Source organism: Ilumatobacter nonamiensis YM16-303 (assembly GCF_000350145.1).
GTDB lineage: Bacteria > Actinomycetota > Acidimicrobiia > Acidimicrobiales > Ilumatobacteraceae > Ilumatobacter_A > Ilumatobacter_A nonamiensis.
The window spans coordinates 1-17,874 of record NZ_BAOL01000147.1 but is presented as its reverse complement, the minus strand read 5'-3'; the positions used below and the strand labels follow the sequence as shown (position 1 = coordinate 17,874).

Sequence of the window (17,874 nt, the reverse complement as noted above, 5' to 3'; positions counted from 1 at the left end):
GTGCCATCGGGTGTCTGACACCCGATGGCACGGTCGAGCAGGGTGATCTCACTGCCGAACACGGTGGGCAGGCCAACCGCCTTGGCGGCTTCGGCGAAGCGGACCACGCCGTAGAAGCCGTTGTGGTCGGTGACCGCGAGCGCTTCGAGTCCGAGCCGCGACGCCTCGGTCGCCAACTCTTCGGGATGCGACGCACCGTCGAGGAACGAGAAGTTCGAGTGGCAGTGGAGTTCTGCGTAGGGGACGGTGATGCCCGAAGGCCGTGGTTCCGAGACGGGCGGTGCTTCGAACGGCTGGCGCTTCCGACTCCACGCCGGTCCGTCGCCACCCGCATTCCAGGATGGCGATCCGGGGGCGCGCCCGTCACGACCGGTGCGCGGCGCCTGCGGAGTCCGTCCCCGGTCGGACAGTGCGGACTCGAGTTCGCTCCACGACCAGGACGGGTTGTTGAAGCCCATCCCCCACATCATCGAACATCTGTGCTACGAACACAAGTTCGACGTCTGTGACGTGGTCGGGGAGACGGAGATCAGCGCTGCTGCTTCGGCGTGGACCGGGCTCGCGCCTTCGCCATCGACTGCAGGAGTTGCCAGCCCAGCACGGCGATCACCAGCACACCGGCCACGGCGACGATCCACAGCAACCATGGACTGCCGTCGTCCTCCGGGGGGAACACGAGACCAGGAGCCGGCGCCGACGGGTCGAAGGTGAACGAATACGAACCCTCCTCGCGGTCGCCGTCGACCGCATCGACCGCGTGCTGCACGAAGTGGACGCCGGGCGTGTTCAACTCTTCTCCGAGTTCGACGATCACGCGGATGTCGCTGTCGAGGCGAGCCACCGCGGAGAGTTCGGTTCCATCCGGGTCGACGACCGACACGTCGGCGTCCACCACGATGTTGTCGTACAACAGGATGAGCTGATCGATCTCGCCGCCGACGCGCGCGTCCGGACCCGGGCTGGCACCCTCGAGGCCGCCTTGCTCCTCACCACCACACGCTCCGGCGAGGAGCACGATCAGCGCGACGCCGACCGCGCCGAGCAGCTTCGGACCGCGGACTCTCATCGGGCGGTCCATCCACCGTCGACCAGGAGACTGTGACCGGTCATGTACCCACCGGCGCGGCTCGCCAACAGCAACAGTGCGCCGTCGAGCTCGTCGGCGTTGCCCATCCGAGGGATCGCCGCGTTGGTCTTCACGAACCGTTGACTCGACTCGTCGGTCTCCATGCCGGCGGTCATCTCCGACGCGAACCAACCGGGACTCAACGTGTTGACGCGCACTCCCTTGCGTCCCCATTGGAACGCCATCTCGCGCGTCAGGTTGATCACCGCCCCCTTGCTCGCGCAGTACTGCGCCTGACGAATCGGCGTGGAAGCCACATGGCCGAGCATCGATGCGATGTTGACGATCGAGCCGGAACCGGCCGCGACCATCGATTCCGCGCACAGCTTCGACAGATGCCAGATGGCGGTCACGTTCAGCTCCATCGCCCCGCGGAACTCATCGAGCGTTTCGTCCTCGATCGCCACCACATGACCGACGCCCGCATTGTTCACGAGTACGTCGACTCGCCCGAAGTGTTCGAGCGTTTCTCGAACCAGTCGTTCGCGATCCTCCGCGATCGAGAGGTCGACACCGACCGCCAACGATCCGGGCAACGACTCGGACAGGTCCTCCAGTCGTTCCCGGCGGCGAGCCGCCAGGACGACCTTCGCGCCGACGGAGGCCAACACTCTGGCGAACCGGTCACCGAGCCCGGACGACGCTCCCGTCACGATCGCGACCTGCCCGTCGAGGCGGAACATGGAGAGCGGGTCGACGTCGTGCATGACCGAGACACTACGAAAACCGAACCGGGCAACCCACCTCCACTCCCCACGGCCCTGACAGTCGAAATGACATGGTCATCGTCCAGCGCGCGATCCGTCACGCGACCGTCATTGGCGAGCTCGCGATCGCGCAACGATTGTCGCGATCGGGTGACAGTTCGCGCGCATCTGTTCCAACGTCATCCGAGGTCTACCCCGCTGGTTCATCATGTGGTCATGGAAATCAGCCGCCGCACCTGGACCGCCGCCGTCAAGCTCGCCGTCATCGTGTCGGTGCTGGCCGCAGGCGTCGCGTTCGGTGTCTCCCACCTCGGAGAGGTTCCGCAAGCGGCGGTCGTGGTCCCGGTGATCTTCGTGGCGTTCGCTGCCAGCTGGGTGCAGACCGATCGCATCCGTCGTCAGGCGCAGTCCGATGTGTCGATCCGCACGTCGCGGGCACCGGCCACGGTCACGATCGTCTGACGATTCAGCGGGATCGCCACTCGATCGCAGTCCGGCTGACGCCCTCCTGTCGCGGTGTGACACGATCGTTCCGTGACCGTCGATTCCTCCTCCCACGCTGACCCTGCACTGGTCGTGCTCGTCCACGGTGCCTGGCACGGCGCCTGGTGCTGGGCCACGTTGCAAGCAGAACTCGAAGGTCGAGGAATCCCGTCGTTCGCTGTCGACCTCCCGGGTCACGGTGTGTCGACATCGCAACTCGGCGGCGTTCTCGACGACGCTGCCGCGCTGGTCGCCGTCCTCGATCGACTCGCCGCCGCCGATTCGGGACCCGTCGTCCTGATCGGGCACAGCTACGGCGGAGCGGTCATCACCCAGGCCGCAGCCGGTCGCGACGACGTCGCCCATCTGGTCTACGTCGCCGCATTCGCGCTCGAGACCGGCGAGTCGGTGATCTCGGCTCTCGGCTCGTTCGAACGCCGAGACGTGGACCTCGCCGCTGCCATGGTCCCGACGACGGACGGGACGGCGACCACGCTCGATCCCCAAACCGCCGCCGGAGCCCTCTACGGCGACTGTCCCGAACCACCCGCTCGGGCGGCACTCGCGCGACTCGGTCCGCAGACGATGCTGTCGATGACGCAACCGGTCGACGCCAACGGACGCCAGGAGATCGAGTCGACCTACGTCGTCTGCACCCGCGACCGCGCGGTCCATCCCGATCATCAGGCCACGATGGCCGAACGTTGCAGGCACCGCGTCGGGCTCGACACCGACCACTCCCCGTTCATCAGCGCCGTCGAACCGCTGGCAGCGATCATCGGCGAAATCGCGACATCATCGTGACGAGCACCGACTCGGCGCCGATGAAGGTCCGGATCGGATACGGACTCGGCACCCGCACCGAACTTCACGACGAAACGTACGGAGCGGTCGTCGACGCGCTCGAGTCGCTCGGATTCGACTCACTGTGGCTGTCGGAGAAGATCAGCGGCGAGGCACCGGACCCACTCGTGGCGATGGCCTACGGTGCCGGACGAACCACGAAGCTGAAGTTCGGGATGTCCGTCATGGTGCTGCCGGGACGCAACCCCGTGGTCCTCGCGAAGGAACTCGCCACGCTCGGGACGATGTCGGGCGGGCGGCTGCTCCCCGCATTCGGACTCGGCGCCGTCGACCCGATCGAGCAACAGGCGTTCGGCGTCGAACGCTCCGAGCGGGCGGCGATCTTCAACGAGACGTTGGAGGTGATGCGGAAATGCTGGACCGGCGAGCCCTTCACCCACCACGGCGAACGATTCCGGTACGACGGTGTGGTGGTTCGGCCGGCACCGAAGCGGATGGACGTGTGGCTGGGTGGTAACGCTCCGTCCGAACTGCGCCGGGTCGGACGCCTGGCCGACGGTTGGCTCCCGTCGTTCGTGCTCCCCGCCGACGCCGAGGCCGGACGGGCCGAGATCGAGCGGGTGTGCGCCGAGCACGACCGCTCGATCGAGGAGGATCACTACGGCGTCCTCATCCCCTATTCGTTCGGTCCGGTTCCCGATGTGCTCCGCAAGCTGCTCGCGAAGCGTCGTCCCGACCTCGACGACGTGACCGATCTGGTGCCCGACTCCTGGGAGGAGCTTCGCGACACGATCCGTCGCTTCGTCGATGTCGGTACCACGAAGTTCGTCGTGCTCCCGCTCGACGAGCCGGGCGACGCCGACGCGTGGGTCGCGCACCTCACCGAAGCTGCCGACGCGCTCCAACCGCTGGAGATCGGATGACCGCCGCAGCACTCCCCTGCCTGTTCGAATCCGTCCCGATGCCCGCGGACGCCCACCCGGACGCGGTCGAGGCGTGGACGGCGACCGAGTACGCGCGTGGCCCGTGGGATCCGCGGCACTGCCACGGGGGTCCGGTCTCGGCGTTGCTCGCACGGCAGTGCGAACGTGCGCCGACCGGCGACTCCGACTGGCTGATCGCGCGGTTCACGATCGAACTGACACGGCCGGTTCCGGTCGGATCACCGCTCACGATGACCACCGAGATCGAGCGCCCCGGTCGCAAGGTCTCGCTCGTCGCCGCCAGCCTGTGGTCGGGTGGCACCGAGATCGCGAAGGTCCGCGCACTCCGGATCCGACACCGCGAGTTCGCACTCGCACCGCATCCGTTGGCTCCGCCCGAACTCGACGGTGTTCCCGGCGAGGGTACGCACGAGCGCCTGGCGTGGGCGATCGACTCGGAAGCGATCGCCTTCCACAGCCACGGTTCCGAGCACCGGATCGTCGAGGGCAGCTGGAACGACGCCGGACCGGTGAAGTTGTGGATCCGCCTCGCGGTCGACCTCGTCCCCGGCGAAGCTCCGTCAGGCCTCCAACGCGTTGCCGCTGCGGCCGACTTCGGCAACGGGGTGAGCAGTTCGATCAGCTACGAGGACTACCTGTACATCAATCCCGATCTGACGGTCCACCTCGCACGCGAGCCGCAAGGCGAGTGGATCGGGATGTCGTCCCACAGTCTCTACGGCACGACCTCCACGTCGAGCGGTGTCGGCTTCGCCGAATCAGCGCTGCACGATGAAGCCGGTCGGCTGGGTCGCAGCGTCCAGAGTCTGTTCGTCGACCCGCGCTGACCCGCGCCGTTTCACCGGTTCGCCGATCGACGGAGCAGGTGGTTGACGCGGGCCGCTTGGCGAGTCTGGTGATCGCGTTCGAGCAGGTTCGGAGCTTCGAGTGCTGCCTGCGCATACAGCTCGGCCGCCGTCTCGAGCTCTCCGTTGCGTTCGCGGAGGTGGGCAGCGACTGCAGTCCACCGCGGGATGGATCGATCGACGTGCGCGAGCTCCGCGAGTCCAACCGCTGCGCCATCGGCCTCACCGACCGCGACGGCGCGATTGAGCCGCACCACCGGGTTGTCGCCGAACGCCATGAGCTCGTCGTACCACTCGACGATCTGGACCCAGTCGGTGTCGTCCACCGTCGGCGCATCGGCGTGCAGCGCCGCGATCGCTGCCTGCGCCTGGTACGGACCCAACCGATCACGAGCCAACGCGGACCGGAGGATTCCCACACCCTCGGCGATCGACGATGAATCCCACAGCTCACGATCCTGATCGGCGAGCGGGATCAGGCGGCCGTCGGCGCCGAGCCGCGCCGGTCGACGGGCGTGATGCAACAGCATCAGTGCGAGCAGGCCACCCACCTCGGGTTCGTCGACCATGCTCGAGAGCTGACGCGCCAGCCGGATCGCCTCCGCGGCCAGGTCGATGTCGCCGGAGTACCCCTCGTTGAAGACGAGATAGAGCGTGTGCATCACCGTCCCCAGCTCGCCGACATCGCCCGCGGCCGTGAAGTCGACGTCGCTCACGGTGCGCTTCGCTCGGCTGATCCGCTGCGCCATGGTCGCCTCCGGCACGAGGTACGCGTCGGCGATCTGCTTGGTGGTGAGGCCGCCCACCGCGCGCAGTGTGAGCGCAACCGCCGATGACGGCGTCAACGACGAGTGCGCGCACAGCGCGTACAACTGGAGTGTGTCGTCGGCGTCCTCGGTCGGACCGGACGGCGGCTCGGCTTCGGAACGTTCCTCGCGAGCCCGACGCGCCGTCTCGGACCGCGTGTGGTCGACGAACGCGTACCAGGCGGTCGTGATCAACCAGCCCTTCGGGTCGCGCGGCGGGTCATCGTGCCAGCCGGACAGCGCCTTCAGGACGGCCTCCTGGACCGCGTCCTCTGCCGACGCGAAGTCGGCGCCACGACGGCAGAGGACGCTGATGACCACGGGGGTGAGCTCCCGGAGCAACTCCTCGTCGACGTCGTCGTCCATGTCCGTTCCCCGTTCAGGTCACCCGGTGACGGTCTCGGGTCCCGTGAGAAACGGCCGCACTTCGAGCCACTCGTGGATCGGCTCGCCGCCTGCCCCCGGTGCTGCGGAGAGTTCGCCGGCCAGTTCGATCGCCCGTTCCTCGCTGTCGACGTCGATCACCATCCACCCGGCGATCAGGTCCTTGGTCTCCGCGAACGGGCCGTCGGTCAGTGGCGGCCGGTTCGGTCCGTCGGAGCGCACCCACATTCCGGTGGGTGACAACGCCTGACCGTCGACGAACTCGCCCGTCGCTTCGAGCCGCTTCGCGAAGTCCGACATGTACTCCATGTGCGCGTCGACCTCGTCGGGGTGCCATTGATCCATCGGCACGTCGTTGACTGCCTCCGGCGCCCCTCGGTAGTGCTTGAGCATCAGGTATTTCGCCATCGTGGTGTCCCTTCTCGTCTGGCGGCCATCGTGGCCGCTCCGTACCCCTGGGACGGAGTCACCCGGCGATTCTCGACATCGCCCGACGATTTTCTCTGCGGCTCCGATCAGCCTTTGCGCTTCTGGATGTTCGCCCACTCGTCACGGAGTCCCACGGTGCGGTGGAACAACCGCGGCTGGTCGGCGTCGTGGGCGAAGTAGCCGAGACGTTCGAACTGGACGACGTCACCGGGCGCGACGTCGGCGAGCGACGGTTCGGCCTTGCACTCCGTCAGCAACTCGCGTGAGTTGGCGTCGAGGTCGTCGAACACATCGCCGGTCGCTTCGCCGGGGACCTCGGCGCTGAACAGCCGCTCGTACAACGCGACGCTGATGTCGACGGCATGGTCGGCCGACACCCAGTGCATCGTCGACTTCACCTTGCGTCCGTCGGGCGCGTTGCCGCCCCGCGTCTCGGGGTCGTAGGTGACGTGCACGCGTTCGACGTTGCCGTCGTCGTCGCTGTCGAAGCCGACACAGGTGACGAAGAACGCACCGCGCAGCCGGACCTCACGGCCCGGGGTCAGTCGGTAGTACTTCGGAGGAGGCTCCGCCATGAAGTCGTCCTGCTCGATCCAGAACCGACCGCTGAACGGTGCGGTCCGGGTGCCGTCGTCGGCGTTCTCCGGGTTGTTCACCAGTTCGACCTGCTCGACCACCGGTGCGCCGCTGTCGTCGACGGGCCAGTTGTCGATCACGACCTCGAGCGGGCGGAGCACGGCCATCCGGCGCTGGGCCACCCGGTTGAGCCGTGTGCGGACGAACGATTCGAGCAGCTCGATCTCGTTGCGGCTGTTCGTCCGCGAGACACCGATGAAGCTGCAGAACTCGCGAATCGATTCGGCCGGGTAGCCCCGCTTGCGCAGGCCCCGCAGCGTCGGCATCCGCGGATCGTCCCAACCGTCGACCAGTCCCTGTTCGACGAGCTGCAGGAGTTTGCGCTTCGAGGTGACGGTGTGCGTGAGTTCGAGGCGCGCGAACTCGGTCTGACGCGGCTGCTCGAACGGCAACTCCCCCATGCGGGCGAGCTGGTCGAGATACCAGTCGTACAGCGGCCGATGGCTGTCGAACTCCAGCGTGCACAACGAGTGCGTGACGCCTTCGATCGCATCGCTCTGTCCGTGCGCCCAGTCGTAGGTGGGGTACACCTTCCAGGCCTCGCCGGTCCGGTGGTGGTGACCGGAACGGATGCGATACATCACCGGGTCACGCAGCTGCATGTTCTCGTGCTGCATGTCGATCTTGGCCCGCAGCACCTTCGAGCCGTCGGCGAACTCACCGTCGCGCATGCGCCGGAACAGGTCGAGGCTCTCCTCGCTCGGGCGGTCCCGGTGCGGGCTCTCCACTCCCGGGTTTCCGTACCCCCCGCGTTGGGCCGAGATGGTCTCGCCGTCCTGCTCGTCCACGTAGGCCAGGCCCTGCTCGATGAACATCTCCGCCCAGCGGAAGAGCTGCTCGAAGTAGTCGCTCGTGTAGACCGGCTCGTCGACGGTGTAGCCGAGCCACGCGACATCGTCGACGATCGCGTCGGCGTAGGTCGTGTCCTCCGTGTCCGGGTTGGTGTCGTCGAAACGGAGTTTGCACTGACCACCGAACTCCCGTGCGAGTTCGAAGTCGACCGTGATCGCCTTCGCGTGACCGATGTGCAGGTACCCGTTCGGCTCGGGCGGGAACCTGGTCTGGACCCGGCCGCCGAACGTGCCCTGAGCGTTGTCCGCGACCACGAGATCACTCACGAAGTTGGCGGCGGCCGGACGGTCGGTGGGGGCACTCATCACGTCCAGTATGCAGCGGATTCACACCCTCCACGCCGCCGGCACCGGTTGCCACTATCGGCACGCGTCGAGATCTGCGAGAGTGAAGACATGTCCGTGCCCGCCGAATCGATCTTCTTCGATCTCTGGTCGTCCACCTACGACCGGCCTGGCCTGCAACAGGCGACGTACCGACCGATTCACAACGCCGTGCTGGGCCGTCTCGAAGGGCTGGAACCGAAAAGAATCCTCGACCTCGGGTGTGGAACGGGGCACCTCGCCGAGCGCCTGTCGATGATGTTCCCGAAGGCGTCGGTCGTGGGTGCGGACTTGTCCGACGGAATGATCGAACGCGCCGCCGAACGCCTGACCGACGACGACATGAGCGATTTCGTGCGTGCCGACGCACAGCATCTCCCGCTCAGGGACCACAGCTTCGACGTCGTCACCTGCACCGAGTCGTTCCACTGGTACGCCGACCAGGAGGCTGCCGCGGCCGAATTGGCGCGACTCATCGCGCCCGGTGGGAGGGTCGTGATCGCGTCGATCGCCACGGTGACGGGCTTCGCCGACGATGCGATCCAGCGCGCCACGGCACTCGCCGGACGTCCGGTGCGCGCCATCCCGAAACGTGAACTCCGTCGGTTGCTGGAAGCGGCGGGATTCGAAGTCGAACACCAAGGTCGCATCCCGCGCCTGGGGTTCGTCCCGTGGCCGATGCTCACCGACGCGACGCGCCGCTGACCGTTCCCGACCCGGCGGTCGGCATGTGTGACCCTCGGCCGACGACGGGGAGCCGCGGGAGGGACCTGGTCGAATGATCAGGTGACGACACTCGACGCAGCCGGACTCCGCGCGCCGCTCGGCGTGCGTGCGTTCCTCGGGCTGCTCGGGGTCAGCGCACTCGCCTTCACCGTCGCGCTGATGCTCTCGGACCGGGCACCGGGCGTCACGCAGCAGCTGTTCGGGGACTTCGCCGAACGCCTCTCGGACCGACTCGACGCGAGCAGCACCGTCGACACCGCACGTCTGCCGGACAACGACGCGATCGTGCACATCGGACTCTGGGGAGTGGCGACGCTGCTCGTGGCCCTCACGGTGTGGCGCTGGTGGGGACTCGTACTCTGCGGTGCGGCGGTCTTCGTCGCCAGCGTGTTCGTGGAGATCGGGCAGGGCCGCTACTCGACGACGCGCTCGGTGGAGTCGAGCGACATCATGGCCAACGCTGCCGGAGTGGCCGCCGGCACGCTCGTCGCTGCGGCGTGCATGCTCCTCTGGGCAGCGGTCAGCGCAGGCGTTCAGATGGTCCGCGCCCGACGCCCCTGACCTCGGGCCACCGCCTGCAACAGGGTGCCCGCATCACGAAGCCGGGGCACACGTAGTGGAACCGAACGTTTCGATAGTGTCCGGCACCATGACGGGCGTCACGAACGACGATGCCGGATATCTCGATCCTGGCCGGCGGGGCGACTTCCGATCGCACTTCCCACGTCGATGGACGCTGTCGTCGCGAGTGACACCGATGTTTCCCTCGACGGCGCGGCCGCCCTCTTCGAGCGTGGCGCAGGAATCGACGTGAGCAGCGAGACATGACGCACGACCGACCCAACGTGGTGCTGATCAACTGCGATGACCTCGGCTACGGCGACCTCGGCTGCTACGGATCGACGCGCAACGACACACCCGCGCTCGACCAGCTCGCGGCCGACGGCATCCGGTTCGACTCGTTCTACACCGCGTCACCGGTCTGCTCGCCGGCGCGCGGTGCGCTCCTCACCGGCTGCTATCCCCCGCGCATCGGGTTCGGTTCGTTCCACGGGCTCCCGGTGCTGTTCCCCGGTATGGACATCGGGCTGCCACCCACCGAGATCAGCATCGCCAAGGTGCTGTCCGACGCCGGCTACGCAACGCAAGCGATCGGGAAGTGGCACTGCGGCGACCAACCCCACTTCCAACCGACGAACCACGGGTTCGACCACTACCTCGGGCTCCCGTACAGCAACGACATGGGACGCCAGGCCGGCCGTCCCGAATTCATGCCGGAAATGCCGCCGCTTCCGCTCATCTCGGACGGTGAGGTCGTCGAACAACAACCCGATCAGACGTCGCTCACCGACCGCTACGTCACGGAAGCGCTCGACTTCATCCGTCGCTCGAATGGCCAGCCCTTCTTCTTGTACCTGGCGCACATGTACGTGCACGTGCCGATCTACGTGCAGGACCGATTCGCCGAAGCATCGAGCAACGGCGCGTACGGCGCAGCGGTCGCGGCGATCGACTGGGCGACGTCGGTGATCCTCGACGAGCTCGACGCCCGAGGCATCGCGGAGAACACGATCGTCATCTTCACCAGCGACAACGGATCGCTCGGCGACAACCCGCCTCCGTTCGGGTCCGGCGAGCCGCTCGGCGCGAGCAACGACCCGCTCCGCGGCACCAAGGGAACCACCTGGGAAGGTGGGCAGCGGGTGCCCGGCATCATCCGCTGGCCGAAGCGCATCGCCCCCGGGCGAACGTCCGACGCGGTTCTGACTGCGATGGATCTGTTCCCGACGCTGGCCACTCTGTGCGGTGCCGATGTTCCGACCGACCGGACCATCGACGGCCACGACATCAGCGCCCTGCTGTTCGACGACGACGTTCCGTCACCCCATGACGCGTTCTTCTACTACTGGATGAACGACCTCGAGGCGCTCCGCTCGGGCCGATGGAAGCTGCACTTCTCCAAGCGCGGAACCGAACACCGCGCCCTGTACGACCTCGACACGGACATCGGCGAGACGACCGACATCATCGACGACCACCCCGACGTCGTCGCCCGACTCGACGCGGTCGCCGAAACCGCGCGGGCGACCATGGGCGACGCCCGCCTCGGCCGTGAGGGCAGTGACGTGCGACCGATCGGCCGGGTCGACGACGCAGCACCACTCACCACGTACGACCCCGCCCACCCGTACGTCGTCGCGGAATACGACCTCCCCGACCGGGGCTGACGCACCGCGCGACCGGATCGTGCGGGATCTGCATCGGCGACTGGTACCGGCGCGCATCAGCTGCTGAGCGACAACTGACGGTCGCCGGTCAGCCGGACGACCGGGTACGGGATCTCGATGTCGCGCTCGGCGAGCGCTCGCTTGATCGCGTCGGCGGCGTCGCGCTGCACGTCGAAGTACGGGCCGTCGGAGGCAAACCACACGTGTGCGACGAGGTTGATCGAGCTGTCGCCGAAGCCGCTGAACGTCGTCATCGGTTCGGGCACGGCGAGCGTGTCGGGCACATGCTGCAACGCCTCGGAAATCGCGGCGCAGGCCTCGTTCACGTCGGTGTCGTAGTGCACGCCGATGGCGATGTCGACCCGTCGGGTCGGGTTGGCGGTCCAGTTCTCGATCGGGTTCTGGAGCACGGTCGCTGCGGGGATGATCACCTTCTCCCCGCTGAACAGCGTCATCTCGACCGAACGCAGGTTGATGTTGTCGACGGAACCCTCGTAGTCGCCCAACGACACGGTGTCGTCATAGTCGAACGGCTGATGGATCTGCAGGAACAGGCCGGACACGAAGTTCTCGAGCGTGTCCTTGAACGCGAACGCCAAGGCGATACCACCAATCCCCAGCGCGCCGACGAGCAGGCCGACGTTGATGCCGAGGCTGGAGAGCGCATAGACGAAACCGATCGCGACGACGATCGCGAAAACGGTCCGGCTGATCAGGCGCGAGATGATCTTGTTCCGACGTCGGAACAGGCCCTGTGTCGCCCTGCCGACCACGTATTTGACCACGAACGCGATGGCGAGCGTGGAGGCGACGATGATGCCGGCGGGAATCAGACCTGCCGAGTCGAAACCGGCGGTGGCCTCTTTGGCCTGTTCGGTGTCGGGACCGGGAGCGGACTGGATGGTGCCGGCGAGGGAAGTCGCGGCGCGAGAAATCGATTGAAGGATCACGTCGCGAGTCCCTACCCGACGCGCCGAAACGTCAAACGCGGTTCAGGCCAGCGGTTCGAGAAACTCCACGACGGCGTCGGTGAACACGTCGTTGCGGTCTCCAGCGACCATGTGCCCGGCACCCGCAACGTCGGCCAGCACCGCATGTGGAACGAAGCTCAGGAACTTCTGAGCGCCCTCCTCCGACAGCAGGTCACTCTGACGCCCACGGACGAGCAGCGTCGGAATCGTCAGCGCCCGCGCCGCTTCTTCCAGCGCCGCGCTGCGCCGCTCGAAATCCGACACGCGAGTCTCGTCGCTCTCCGCGTGCTTCCCCATCATGAACGCGGGATCCCAGTGCCAGTACCAGCGACCGTCGCGCAGGCGGACGTTCTTCTCCAGGCCGGCGAGGTTCGTCGGACGCGACCGGTGCGGGTTGTACGCCTGGATCGCATCGGCGACCTCGTCGAGCGATCCGAACCCGGTCTCGATGTGCTCGTGCATGAACGAGCGGATCCGGTCGACACCGGCCGGTTCGATGTTCGGCGCCACGTCGACGAGCACGAGCGCACTCGCGATCTGGTCGCCGGTTCGTTGCTGAGCCTGATGCACCGCCATCAACGCAGAGGTGCCACCGAGGGATGCTCCCACCAGCACCGGGCGGTCGAACCGCCGCGCGACGGCCTCGACATCATCGGGAAACACCGAACCGTCGTAGTCGCCGCCGGGCGACCAGTCACTGTCCCCGTGCCCACGCAGGTCGACCGAGGCGACGTGGAACCCGCGGCCCGCCAGAGCACGCATCGTTCCTCCCCACGAATGACGGGTCTGACCACCGCCGTGGAACAGCAGCACGGTGGGGTCGGCGGGATCCCCCGCAACGTCAGCGGCAAGGGTGACGCCGTCTGCGCCGTCCCAGCGTTCGGTCTCGACAGAGTTCTCGGTCTGGCTCACCGTCGCAGCCTTGCGGATCCACCGGTCGGCGGGCGATCCGGCACCGGACGGAATCGGTCACACCTGCTGCGTCGCTCGGATCAGATCCCGGGGTCGACCCCGGTCATCTCGATCGAGAGGTCCCAGAGGAGGTTGGCGAGTTGCGGGTCGCGCGCCCGACCGGTCGACGGCACCTTGCGTGCCGGTCCCGCGGTCTCGCCTCGTTTCGACGGACCCGTGTAGTCCCCGCCCTCGATCTCGTCGGCCGTCGCCGCCATGAGCGTCGGCCACGCTCCCTCGGCGGAGGAGTTGAAGAAGATCTTCAGCATCGGAGCGGCGAGCATCAGCAGCTTCGGCAGATGCCGCGAGAGTTCGGTGTCGGCAATCCCCGGATGGCAGCCGACGGCGATGGTGGTCGACTCGACCGCCCGGAGTCGCCGATCGAGTTCGTACATGAACAGCAGGTTGGCGAGCTTGCTCTGCTGGTAGCGGTCCTGTGCGCCGTAGTTCTTCGACGCGTCGATGTCGTCGAAGTGGATGTTGCCGGCTCGGTGGGCGATGCTGCTCGTGATCACCACGCGCGAACCCTCCGTCTCGGCCAACTTCGGGAGCAGCTGGCTCGTGAGAGCGAACGTCCCGAGGTGGTTCACGCCGAACTGGGATTCGAACCCGTCGGTCGTCAGCTCCCTCGGCGGCATCATGATCCCCGCGTTGTTGACCAGGACGTCGAGCCGTTCCTCCTCCTGCACCCGGTCTGCTGCCGCGGCAACGCTCGAGAGGTCGCCCTGATCGAGCGGAACGAACGCGAGGTCTGCCTCACCGACCTCGAGGTGGATCCGCGCGATCGCATCGGTGGCGCGGTCCTCGGATCGGCATCCGAGCAGGACGCGTGCACCCTGCTCGGCCAGGGCCTTGGCCGTCTCGAAGCCGATCCCGGTGTTCGCACCGGTCACGAGCATCGTCCGCCCGCTCTGGTCGGGGACGTCGGCATCGGTGAAGTCGGCCATCGGACCAGTGTGCCTCACGATCCTGGCCGCGTCTCCCCGCCCCTCTCGACCGCTGCGATGAGCCAACTCCCGCCGGGGCGTGGGTTCGCTCACCGATATGTTCGGTGGAGCGTCGAGCACGGCCGAGCGATGAGTGATATCACCGGTTCGGTGAAACCACGGACGCACCATCGGCAGCACGAGGTCAGACCGTGACCGAACGGGTTCTCGTCACGGGTGCCACCGGCTACATCGGGGGGCGCCTGGTTCCGCATCTCCTCGACGACGGTGCTGACGTCGTGTGCCTCGTGCGTCATCAGTCGTCGCTCGTTCGGCGCTGGTCCGACGACGTGACGATCGCGCGTGGGTCGGCGGACGAGGTCGACGACGTCGCCGCGGCCGCAGCAGACTGTCGAGTCGCCTACTACCTGATCCATTCGCTGGGCGGCGACGACTTCCAGGACCGGGACCGGAAACTCGCCGAAGCATTCCGACAGGGCTGCGAACGAGCGGGCGTCGAGCGGATCGTGTACCTCGGGGGGCTCGGCGACGAGGACGACGATCTGTCACCGCATCTGCTGAGTCGCCAGGAGACCGGCCGGACGCTGGCGGCGGGTTCCGTTCCGGTGACCGAACTCCGCGCAGCGATCATCATCGGTTCGGGAAGCGCGTCGTTCGAGATGCTCCGATCGCTGACCGAGGTGCTCCCCGTGATGGTGACGCCGTCGTGGGTCAACGAGACGCGCTGCCAGCCCACGGCCATCCGCGACGTCCTCCAGGCGTTGCTTCGGGCACGTCATCGGCAGCAGAACGGACACGACGTGCTCGAACTCGGCGGACCGAACGTGGTCACGTACCGCGAGATGATGAACGTCTACGCCCGCGCCGCCCGACTCCCCCGTCGGCGGATCATCGGTGTGCCGATCCTGTCGCCGTGGTTGTCGTCCCACTGGGTCTCGTTGGTGACACCCCTGCCCTCGGTCCTCGCCACCCAACTCGTCGGCAGCCTCGTCAACGACGTCGTCGTCACGAAGAACTCGGCGGTGGAGGCGCTCGACCTCACCCCGATCACGTTCACCGAGGCGGTCGCCATCTCGCTGTCGAAGATCGACGACCTCGATGTCCCGACCTCGTGGAGCGGCGCGGCCGGACGCTCGGAGGACGGAACCCCCGAGCCGGACGACCCGGACTGGGCGGGCGGCGTGGTCCTGGAGGACACCCGAACGGTCTCGACGACCGACGCGACGCCTCGCGACGTCTTCGACGTCATCACGCGACTCGGCGGCCACACGGGATGGATGTGGGGCAACTGGCTGTGGGGAATCCGTGGGGTGCTGGACTCGTTGTGGGGCGGAGCGGGTCTGCGACGGGGCCGCCGGCATCCGTCCGAACTCGCACTCGGAGACGCCGTCGACTTCTGGCGTGTGGATGCGCTCGACCCGGACGTGCACCTCCGACTGCGTGCGGAGATGAAGCTGCCGGGATACGCATGGCTCGAGTGGACGCTGCACGACGACGAGCCCGACACGGGTTCGACCACGATGGTCCAGCGCGCCCGGTACATCCCGCGTGGGCTGTTCGGACGCGCGTACTGGTACGTGCTCACCCCGTTCCACGCCGTTCTCTTCCCGCGCCTCGCCCGACGGATCGTGGCCCAGGCCGAGTCGGCCGGTCGCGACCCGTCCGGCCCCGGCGGGTAGTTTTGGAGCATGACCACGGAGCAGACCCCCACGAACCGCGAACGGTGGGACGAGGCCTTCAACGCGTCCCGACTGCGCGATGCCGACTACGCCACGATGTCGGGCATCCCGCTCGACCCGGTCTACGGACCCGACGACGGCGAGTTCCCCGGTCAGTACCCGTACACCCGCGGCCCGCACGCGTCGATGTACCGCTCGAAGCTGTGGACGATGCGGATGTTCGCCGGGTTCGGCACCGCTGAAGACACCAACTGGCGGTTCAAGGAGATCCTCAAGTCGGGCGGCAACGGACTGTCGACGGCGTTCGACATGCCGACCCTGCTGGGTCTGGACTCCGACGACCCGATGTCGCTCGGTGAGGTCGGGCGCTGCGGCGTCGCCGTCGATTCGCTCGCCGACATGGAGGACCTCTACTCGGGAATCGACCTCGGCGACATCACCACGTCGATGACGATCAACTCCCCCGCCGCGCCGATCTTCGCCATGTTCGTCGCACAGGCCGAGAAAGCAGGGGTTCCGCGGGCCGCTCTCGGCGGGACGCTGCAGAACGACATCCTGAAGGAGTACCAGGCACAGAAGGAGTTCGTCTTCCCGCCACGCCAGTCGATGCGGCTCGTGCGGGACACGATCCAGTTCACCGCGGAGGAGATGCCGCGTTGGAACTCGATCTCGATCTCCGGCTATCACATCCGCGAGGCAGGATCGACCGCCGCGGAGGAACTCGCGTTCACGATCGCCAACGGCTTCGCGTACGTCGAACTCGCGCTCGAAGCGGGGCTGGACGTCGACGCGTTCGCGCCGCGCCTGAGCTTCTTCTTCAACGCGCACATCGACTTCTTCGAGGAGATCGCAAAACTGCGGGCGGCCCGTCGGATCTGGGCGCGTTGGATGAAGGAGCGCTACGGCGCCCAAGCGGCCAAGTCGATGCAGCTCCGTTTCCACACGCAGACCGCCGGCGTCTCGCTCACCGCGCAGCAGCCGGAGGTCAACATCGTGCGTACCGCCATCGAGGCGCTCGCCGGTGTGCTCGGTGGAACCCAGTCGCTCCACACCAACTCGATGGACGAGGCCCTCGCTCTGCCCACCGAGAAGGCGGCGCGCATCGCGCTGCGGACACAGCAGGTGATCGCCCACGAGACCAACGTCGCCCACGTGGCCGACCCGCTGGGCGGGTCGTACTTCGTCGAGGAACTGACCGATGAGATGGAGCGACAGGCCGAGGAGATCTTCTCGAAACTCGACGAGTTCGGCGACGGTTCGATCCTCGAGGGCGTCATCAAGGGCATTGACGAGAACTGGTTCCAGGGCCGCATCGCCGACTCTGCGTACGAGTTGGAGCGCAAGTTCAACGCCGGCGAGCGCACGATCGTCGGTGTCAGCGGATTCCTCGAGGGCAACGACGACAAGCTCGACATCCTGCAGATCACGAACGAGGACGAGCAGCGTCAGCGCAAGCGGCTCGACACGGTGCGCCAGGACCGCGACTCCGAGGCGGTCGAGAAGGTGCTCGCGAAGCTCGCCGCCGAAGCGGCGGATCCCGAGGTCAACCTGATGCCGACGCTGATCGAGGCGTCGCATGCCTATGCCACGCTCGGCGAGATCATGAGCACGATGGCGGGCGTTTTCGGACGCCACGTCGAAGTCCCGACGATCTGAGCCTCGGCCGTGGTCGATCCGAAGTACGTCGCGCGGAATCGACGAGTCGAGCGCGCCGAACTCGATGACTTCGTCCGGCCCCGACACCATGGCGTGCTGTCCACGTTCCGCCGTGACGGATGGCCGCAATCATCGCTGGTCACGATGGGTCTCGACGATGACGGTCGGGTGCTCGTGTCCAGCTATCCCGAGCGGGCGAAGGTGGCAAACCTCCGCCGGGATCCGCGGGCGTCGATCGTCGTCATGTCCGATGAGTTCAACGGTGAATGGGTACAACTCGACGGAACGGCCGAAGTTCTCGATCTCCCCGACGCACTCGACGGTCTCTGCGACTACTTCCGCGTCATCTCCGGCGAACACCCGAACTGGGACGAATA

19 protein-coding genes are annotated in these 17,874 nt (G+C 67.1%); 10 read left to right on the top strand and 9 right to left on the bottom strand.

Annotation, left to right across the window (positions count from 1 at the left end):
* The 3 genes from ON45_RS13545 to ON45_RS13535 form a co-directional block, all read right to left on the bottom strand.
* Nucleotides 1-458: PHP domain-containing protein (locus ON45_RS13545; RefSeq protein ID WP_040494523.1), on the bottom strand; the 458-nt coding region annotated here is incomplete at its 3' end.
* A 71-nt stretch (nt 459-529) separates the two neighbouring features.
* The gene (locus ON45_RS13540) at nt 530-1,066 is read right to left on the bottom strand and encodes a copper resistance protein CopC (protein WP_158412407.1); all 537 of its coding nucleotides are present in this window, start codon (nt 1,064-1,066) and stop codon (nt 530-532) included.
* Nucleotides 1,063-1,833: an SDR family NAD(P)-dependent oxidoreductase gene (locus ON45_RS13535; protein WP_040494521.1), complete on the bottom strand. Its 771-nt coding sequence runs from the start codon at nt 1,831-1,833 to the stop codon at nt 1,063-1,065. Before ON45_RS13535 ends, ON45_RS13540 begins: the two co-directional genes overlap by 4 nt.
* 216 nt (nt 1,834-2,049) lie before the next feature.
* Between ON45_RS13535 and ON45_RS13530 the strand changes: the two genes are divergently transcribed.
* From ON45_RS13530 to ON45_RS13515, 4 genes are all read left to right on the top strand, one after another.
* On the top strand, nt 2,050-2,295 hold the full coding sequence (locus tag ON45_RS13530) for a hypothetical protein (RefSeq protein WP_148288684.1): 246 nt from the start codon (nt 2,050-2,052) through the stop codon (nt 2,293-2,295).
* 72 nt (nt 2,296-2,367) lie between these two features.
* Nucleotides 2,368-3,120, top strand: coding sequence for an alpha/beta hydrolase (locus tag ON45_RS13525; RefSeq protein ID WP_051063045.1), 753 nt, complete (start codon nt 2,368-2,370; stop codon nt 3,118-3,120).
* Nucleotides 3,117-4,043, top strand: a complete 927-nt coding sequence (locus ON45_RS13520; RefSeq protein WP_051063044.1) for an LLM class flavin-dependent oxidoreductase — start codon at nt 3,117-3,119, stop codon at nt 4,041-4,043. The genes ON45_RS13525 and ON45_RS13520 overlap by 4 nt, the downstream gene beginning before the upstream one ends.
* A complete protein-coding gene (locus ON45_RS13515) occupies nt 4,040-4,891 on the top strand; it encodes a thioesterase family protein (protein ID WP_051063043.1) in 852 nt (283 codons plus the stop codon). The genes ON45_RS13520 and ON45_RS13515 overlap by 4 nt, the downstream gene beginning before the upstream one ends.
* 11 nt (nt 4,892-4,902) lie before the next feature.
* Here the strand turns inward: ON45_RS13515 and ON45_RS13510 are convergent, their stop codons facing one another.
* The 3 genes from ON45_RS13510 to ON45_RS13500 all read right to left on the bottom strand — a co-directional run bounded on the left by ON45_RS13510 (nt 4,903) and on the right by ON45_RS13500 (nt 8,321).
* A complete protein-coding gene (locus tag ON45_RS13510; RefSeq protein ID WP_040494519.1) occupies nt 4,903-6,081 on the bottom strand; it encodes an RNA polymerase sigma factor in 1,179 nt (392 codons plus the stop codon).
* Nucleotides 6,082-6,099: 18 nt separating this feature from the next.
* The gene (locus tag ON45_RS13505; RefSeq protein ID WP_040494518.1) at nt 6,100-6,507 is read right to left on the bottom strand and encodes a YciI family protein; all 408 of its coding nucleotides are present in this window, start codon (nt 6,505-6,507) and stop codon (nt 6,100-6,102) included.
* A gap of 107 nt (nt 6,508-6,614) precedes the next feature.
* On the bottom strand, nt 6,615-8,321 hold the full coding sequence (locus tag ON45_RS13500; RefSeq protein WP_040494517.1) for a glutamine--tRNA ligase/YqeY domain fusion protein: 1,707 nt from the start codon (nt 8,319-8,321) through the stop codon (nt 6,615-6,617).
* Nucleotides 8,322-8,411: 90 nt separating this feature from the next.
* On the opposite strand from ON45_RS13500, the gene ON45_RS13495 reads away from it, so the two are divergent.
* The 3 genes from ON45_RS13495 to ON45_RS13485 all read left to right on the top strand — a co-directional run bounded on the left by ON45_RS13495 (nt 8,412) and on the right by ON45_RS13485 (nt 11,293).
* On the top strand, nt 8,412-9,044 hold the full coding sequence (locus ON45_RS13495; RefSeq protein WP_051063042.1) for a class I SAM-dependent methyltransferase: 633 nt from the start codon (nt 8,412-8,414) through the stop codon (nt 9,042-9,044).
* A gap of 81 nt (nt 9,045-9,125) precedes the next feature.
* Nucleotides 9,126-9,626 carry a hypothetical protein gene (locus tag ON45_RS13490; protein WP_148288683.1) on the top strand — a complete coding sequence of 167 codons (501 nt, stop codon included), beginning with the start codon at nt 9,126-9,128 and terminating at the stop codon, nt 9,624-9,626.
* 263 nt (nt 9,627-9,889) lie between these two features.
* Complete coding sequence (locus ON45_RS13485) at nt 9,890-11,293, top strand: sulfatase family protein (RefSeq protein WP_040494515.1); 1,404 nt, start codon at nt 9,890-9,892, stop codon at nt 11,291-11,293.
* A gap of 56 nt (nt 11,294-11,349) precedes the next feature.
* On the opposite strand, the gene ON45_RS13480 is transcribed toward ON45_RS13485, so the two are convergent.
* The 3 genes from ON45_RS13480 to ON45_RS13470 form a co-directional block, all read right to left on the bottom strand.
* A complete protein-coding gene (locus ON45_RS13480; RefSeq protein ID WP_040494514.1) occupies nt 11,350-12,243 on the bottom strand; it encodes a mechanosensitive ion channel family protein in 894 nt (297 codons plus the stop codon).
* Nucleotides 12,244-12,285: 42 nt separating this feature from the next.
* The gene (locus ON45_RS13475; RefSeq protein ID WP_040494513.1) at nt 12,286-13,176 is read right to left on the bottom strand and encodes an alpha/beta fold hydrolase; all 891 of its coding nucleotides are present in this window, start codon (nt 13,174-13,176) and stop codon (nt 12,286-12,288) included.
* Between the two features lie 80 nt (nt 13,177-13,256).
* Complete coding sequence (locus ON45_RS13470; RefSeq protein WP_040494512.1) at nt 13,257-14,162, bottom strand: oxidoreductase; 906 nt, start codon at nt 14,160-14,162, stop codon at nt 13,257-13,259.
* A gap of 191 nt (nt 14,163-14,353) precedes the next feature.
* Between ON45_RS13470 and ON45_RS13465 the strand changes: the two genes are divergently transcribed.
* The 3 genes from ON45_RS13465 to ON45_RS13455 form a co-directional block, all read left to right on the top strand.
* A complete protein-coding gene (locus ON45_RS13465; RefSeq protein ID WP_040494511.1) occupies nt 14,354-15,841 on the top strand; it encodes an SDR family oxidoreductase in 1,488 nt (495 codons plus the stop codon).
* A 9-nt stretch (nt 15,842-15,850) separates the two neighbouring features.
* The gene (locus ON45_RS13460) at nt 15,851-17,497 is read left to right on the top strand and encodes an acyl-CoA mutase large subunit family protein (protein WP_040494510.1); all 1,647 of its coding nucleotides are present in this window, start codon (nt 15,851-15,853) and stop codon (nt 17,495-17,497) included.
* Nucleotides 17,498-17,506: 9 nt separating this feature from the next.
* The coding region (locus tag ON45_RS13455; RefSeq protein WP_040494524.1) for a PPOX class F420-dependent oxidoreductase at nt 17,507-17,874 on the top strand (368 nt) is incomplete at its 3' end.

Bases quoted from the DNA above. Each gene is read 5' to 3' on its own strand.
- ON45_RS13540 (WP_158412407.1), bottom strand. From the start codon at position 1,066: ATGAGAGTCCGCGGTCCGAAGCTGCTCGGCGCGGTCGGCGTCGCGCTG.
- ON45_RS13535 (WP_040494521.1), bottom strand. From the start codon at position 1,833: ATGCACGACGTCGACCCGCTCTCCATGTTCCGCCTCGACGGGCAGGTC.
- ON45_RS13530 (WP_148288684.1), top strand. From the start codon at position 2,050: ATGGAAATCAGCCGCCGCACCTGGACCGCCGCCGTCAAGCTCGCCGTC.
- ON45_RS13515 (WP_051063043.1), top strand. From the start codon at position 4,040: ATGACCGCCGCAGCACTCCCCTGCCTGTTCGAATCCGTCCCGATGCCC.
- ON45_RS13510 (WP_040494519.1), bottom strand. From the start codon at position 6,081: ATGGACGACGACGTCGACGAGGAGTTGCTCCGGGAGCTCACCCCCGTG.
- ON45_RS13505 (WP_040494518.1), bottom strand. From the start codon at position 6,507: ATGGCGAAATACCTGATGCTCAAGCACTACCGAGGGGCGCCGGAGGCA.
- ON45_RS13500 (WP_040494517.1), bottom strand. From the start codon at position 8,321: ATGAGTGCCCCCACCGACCGTCCGGCCGCCGCCAACTTCGTGAGTGAT.
- ON45_RS13495 (WP_051063042.1), top strand. From the start codon at position 8,412: ATGTCCGTGCCCGCCGAATCGATCTTCTTCGATCTCTGGTCGTCCACC.
- ON45_RS13485 (WP_040494515.1), top strand. From the start codon at position 9,890: ATGACGCACGACCGACCCAACGTGGTGCTGATCAACTGCGATGACCTC.
- ON45_RS13470 (WP_040494512.1), bottom strand. From the start codon at position 14,162: ATGGCCGACTTCACCGATGCCGACGTCCCCGACCAGAGCGGGCGGACG.
- ON45_RS13460 (WP_040494510.1), top strand. From the start codon at position 15,851: ATGACCACGGAGCAGACCCCCACGAACCGCGAACGGTGGGACGAGGCC.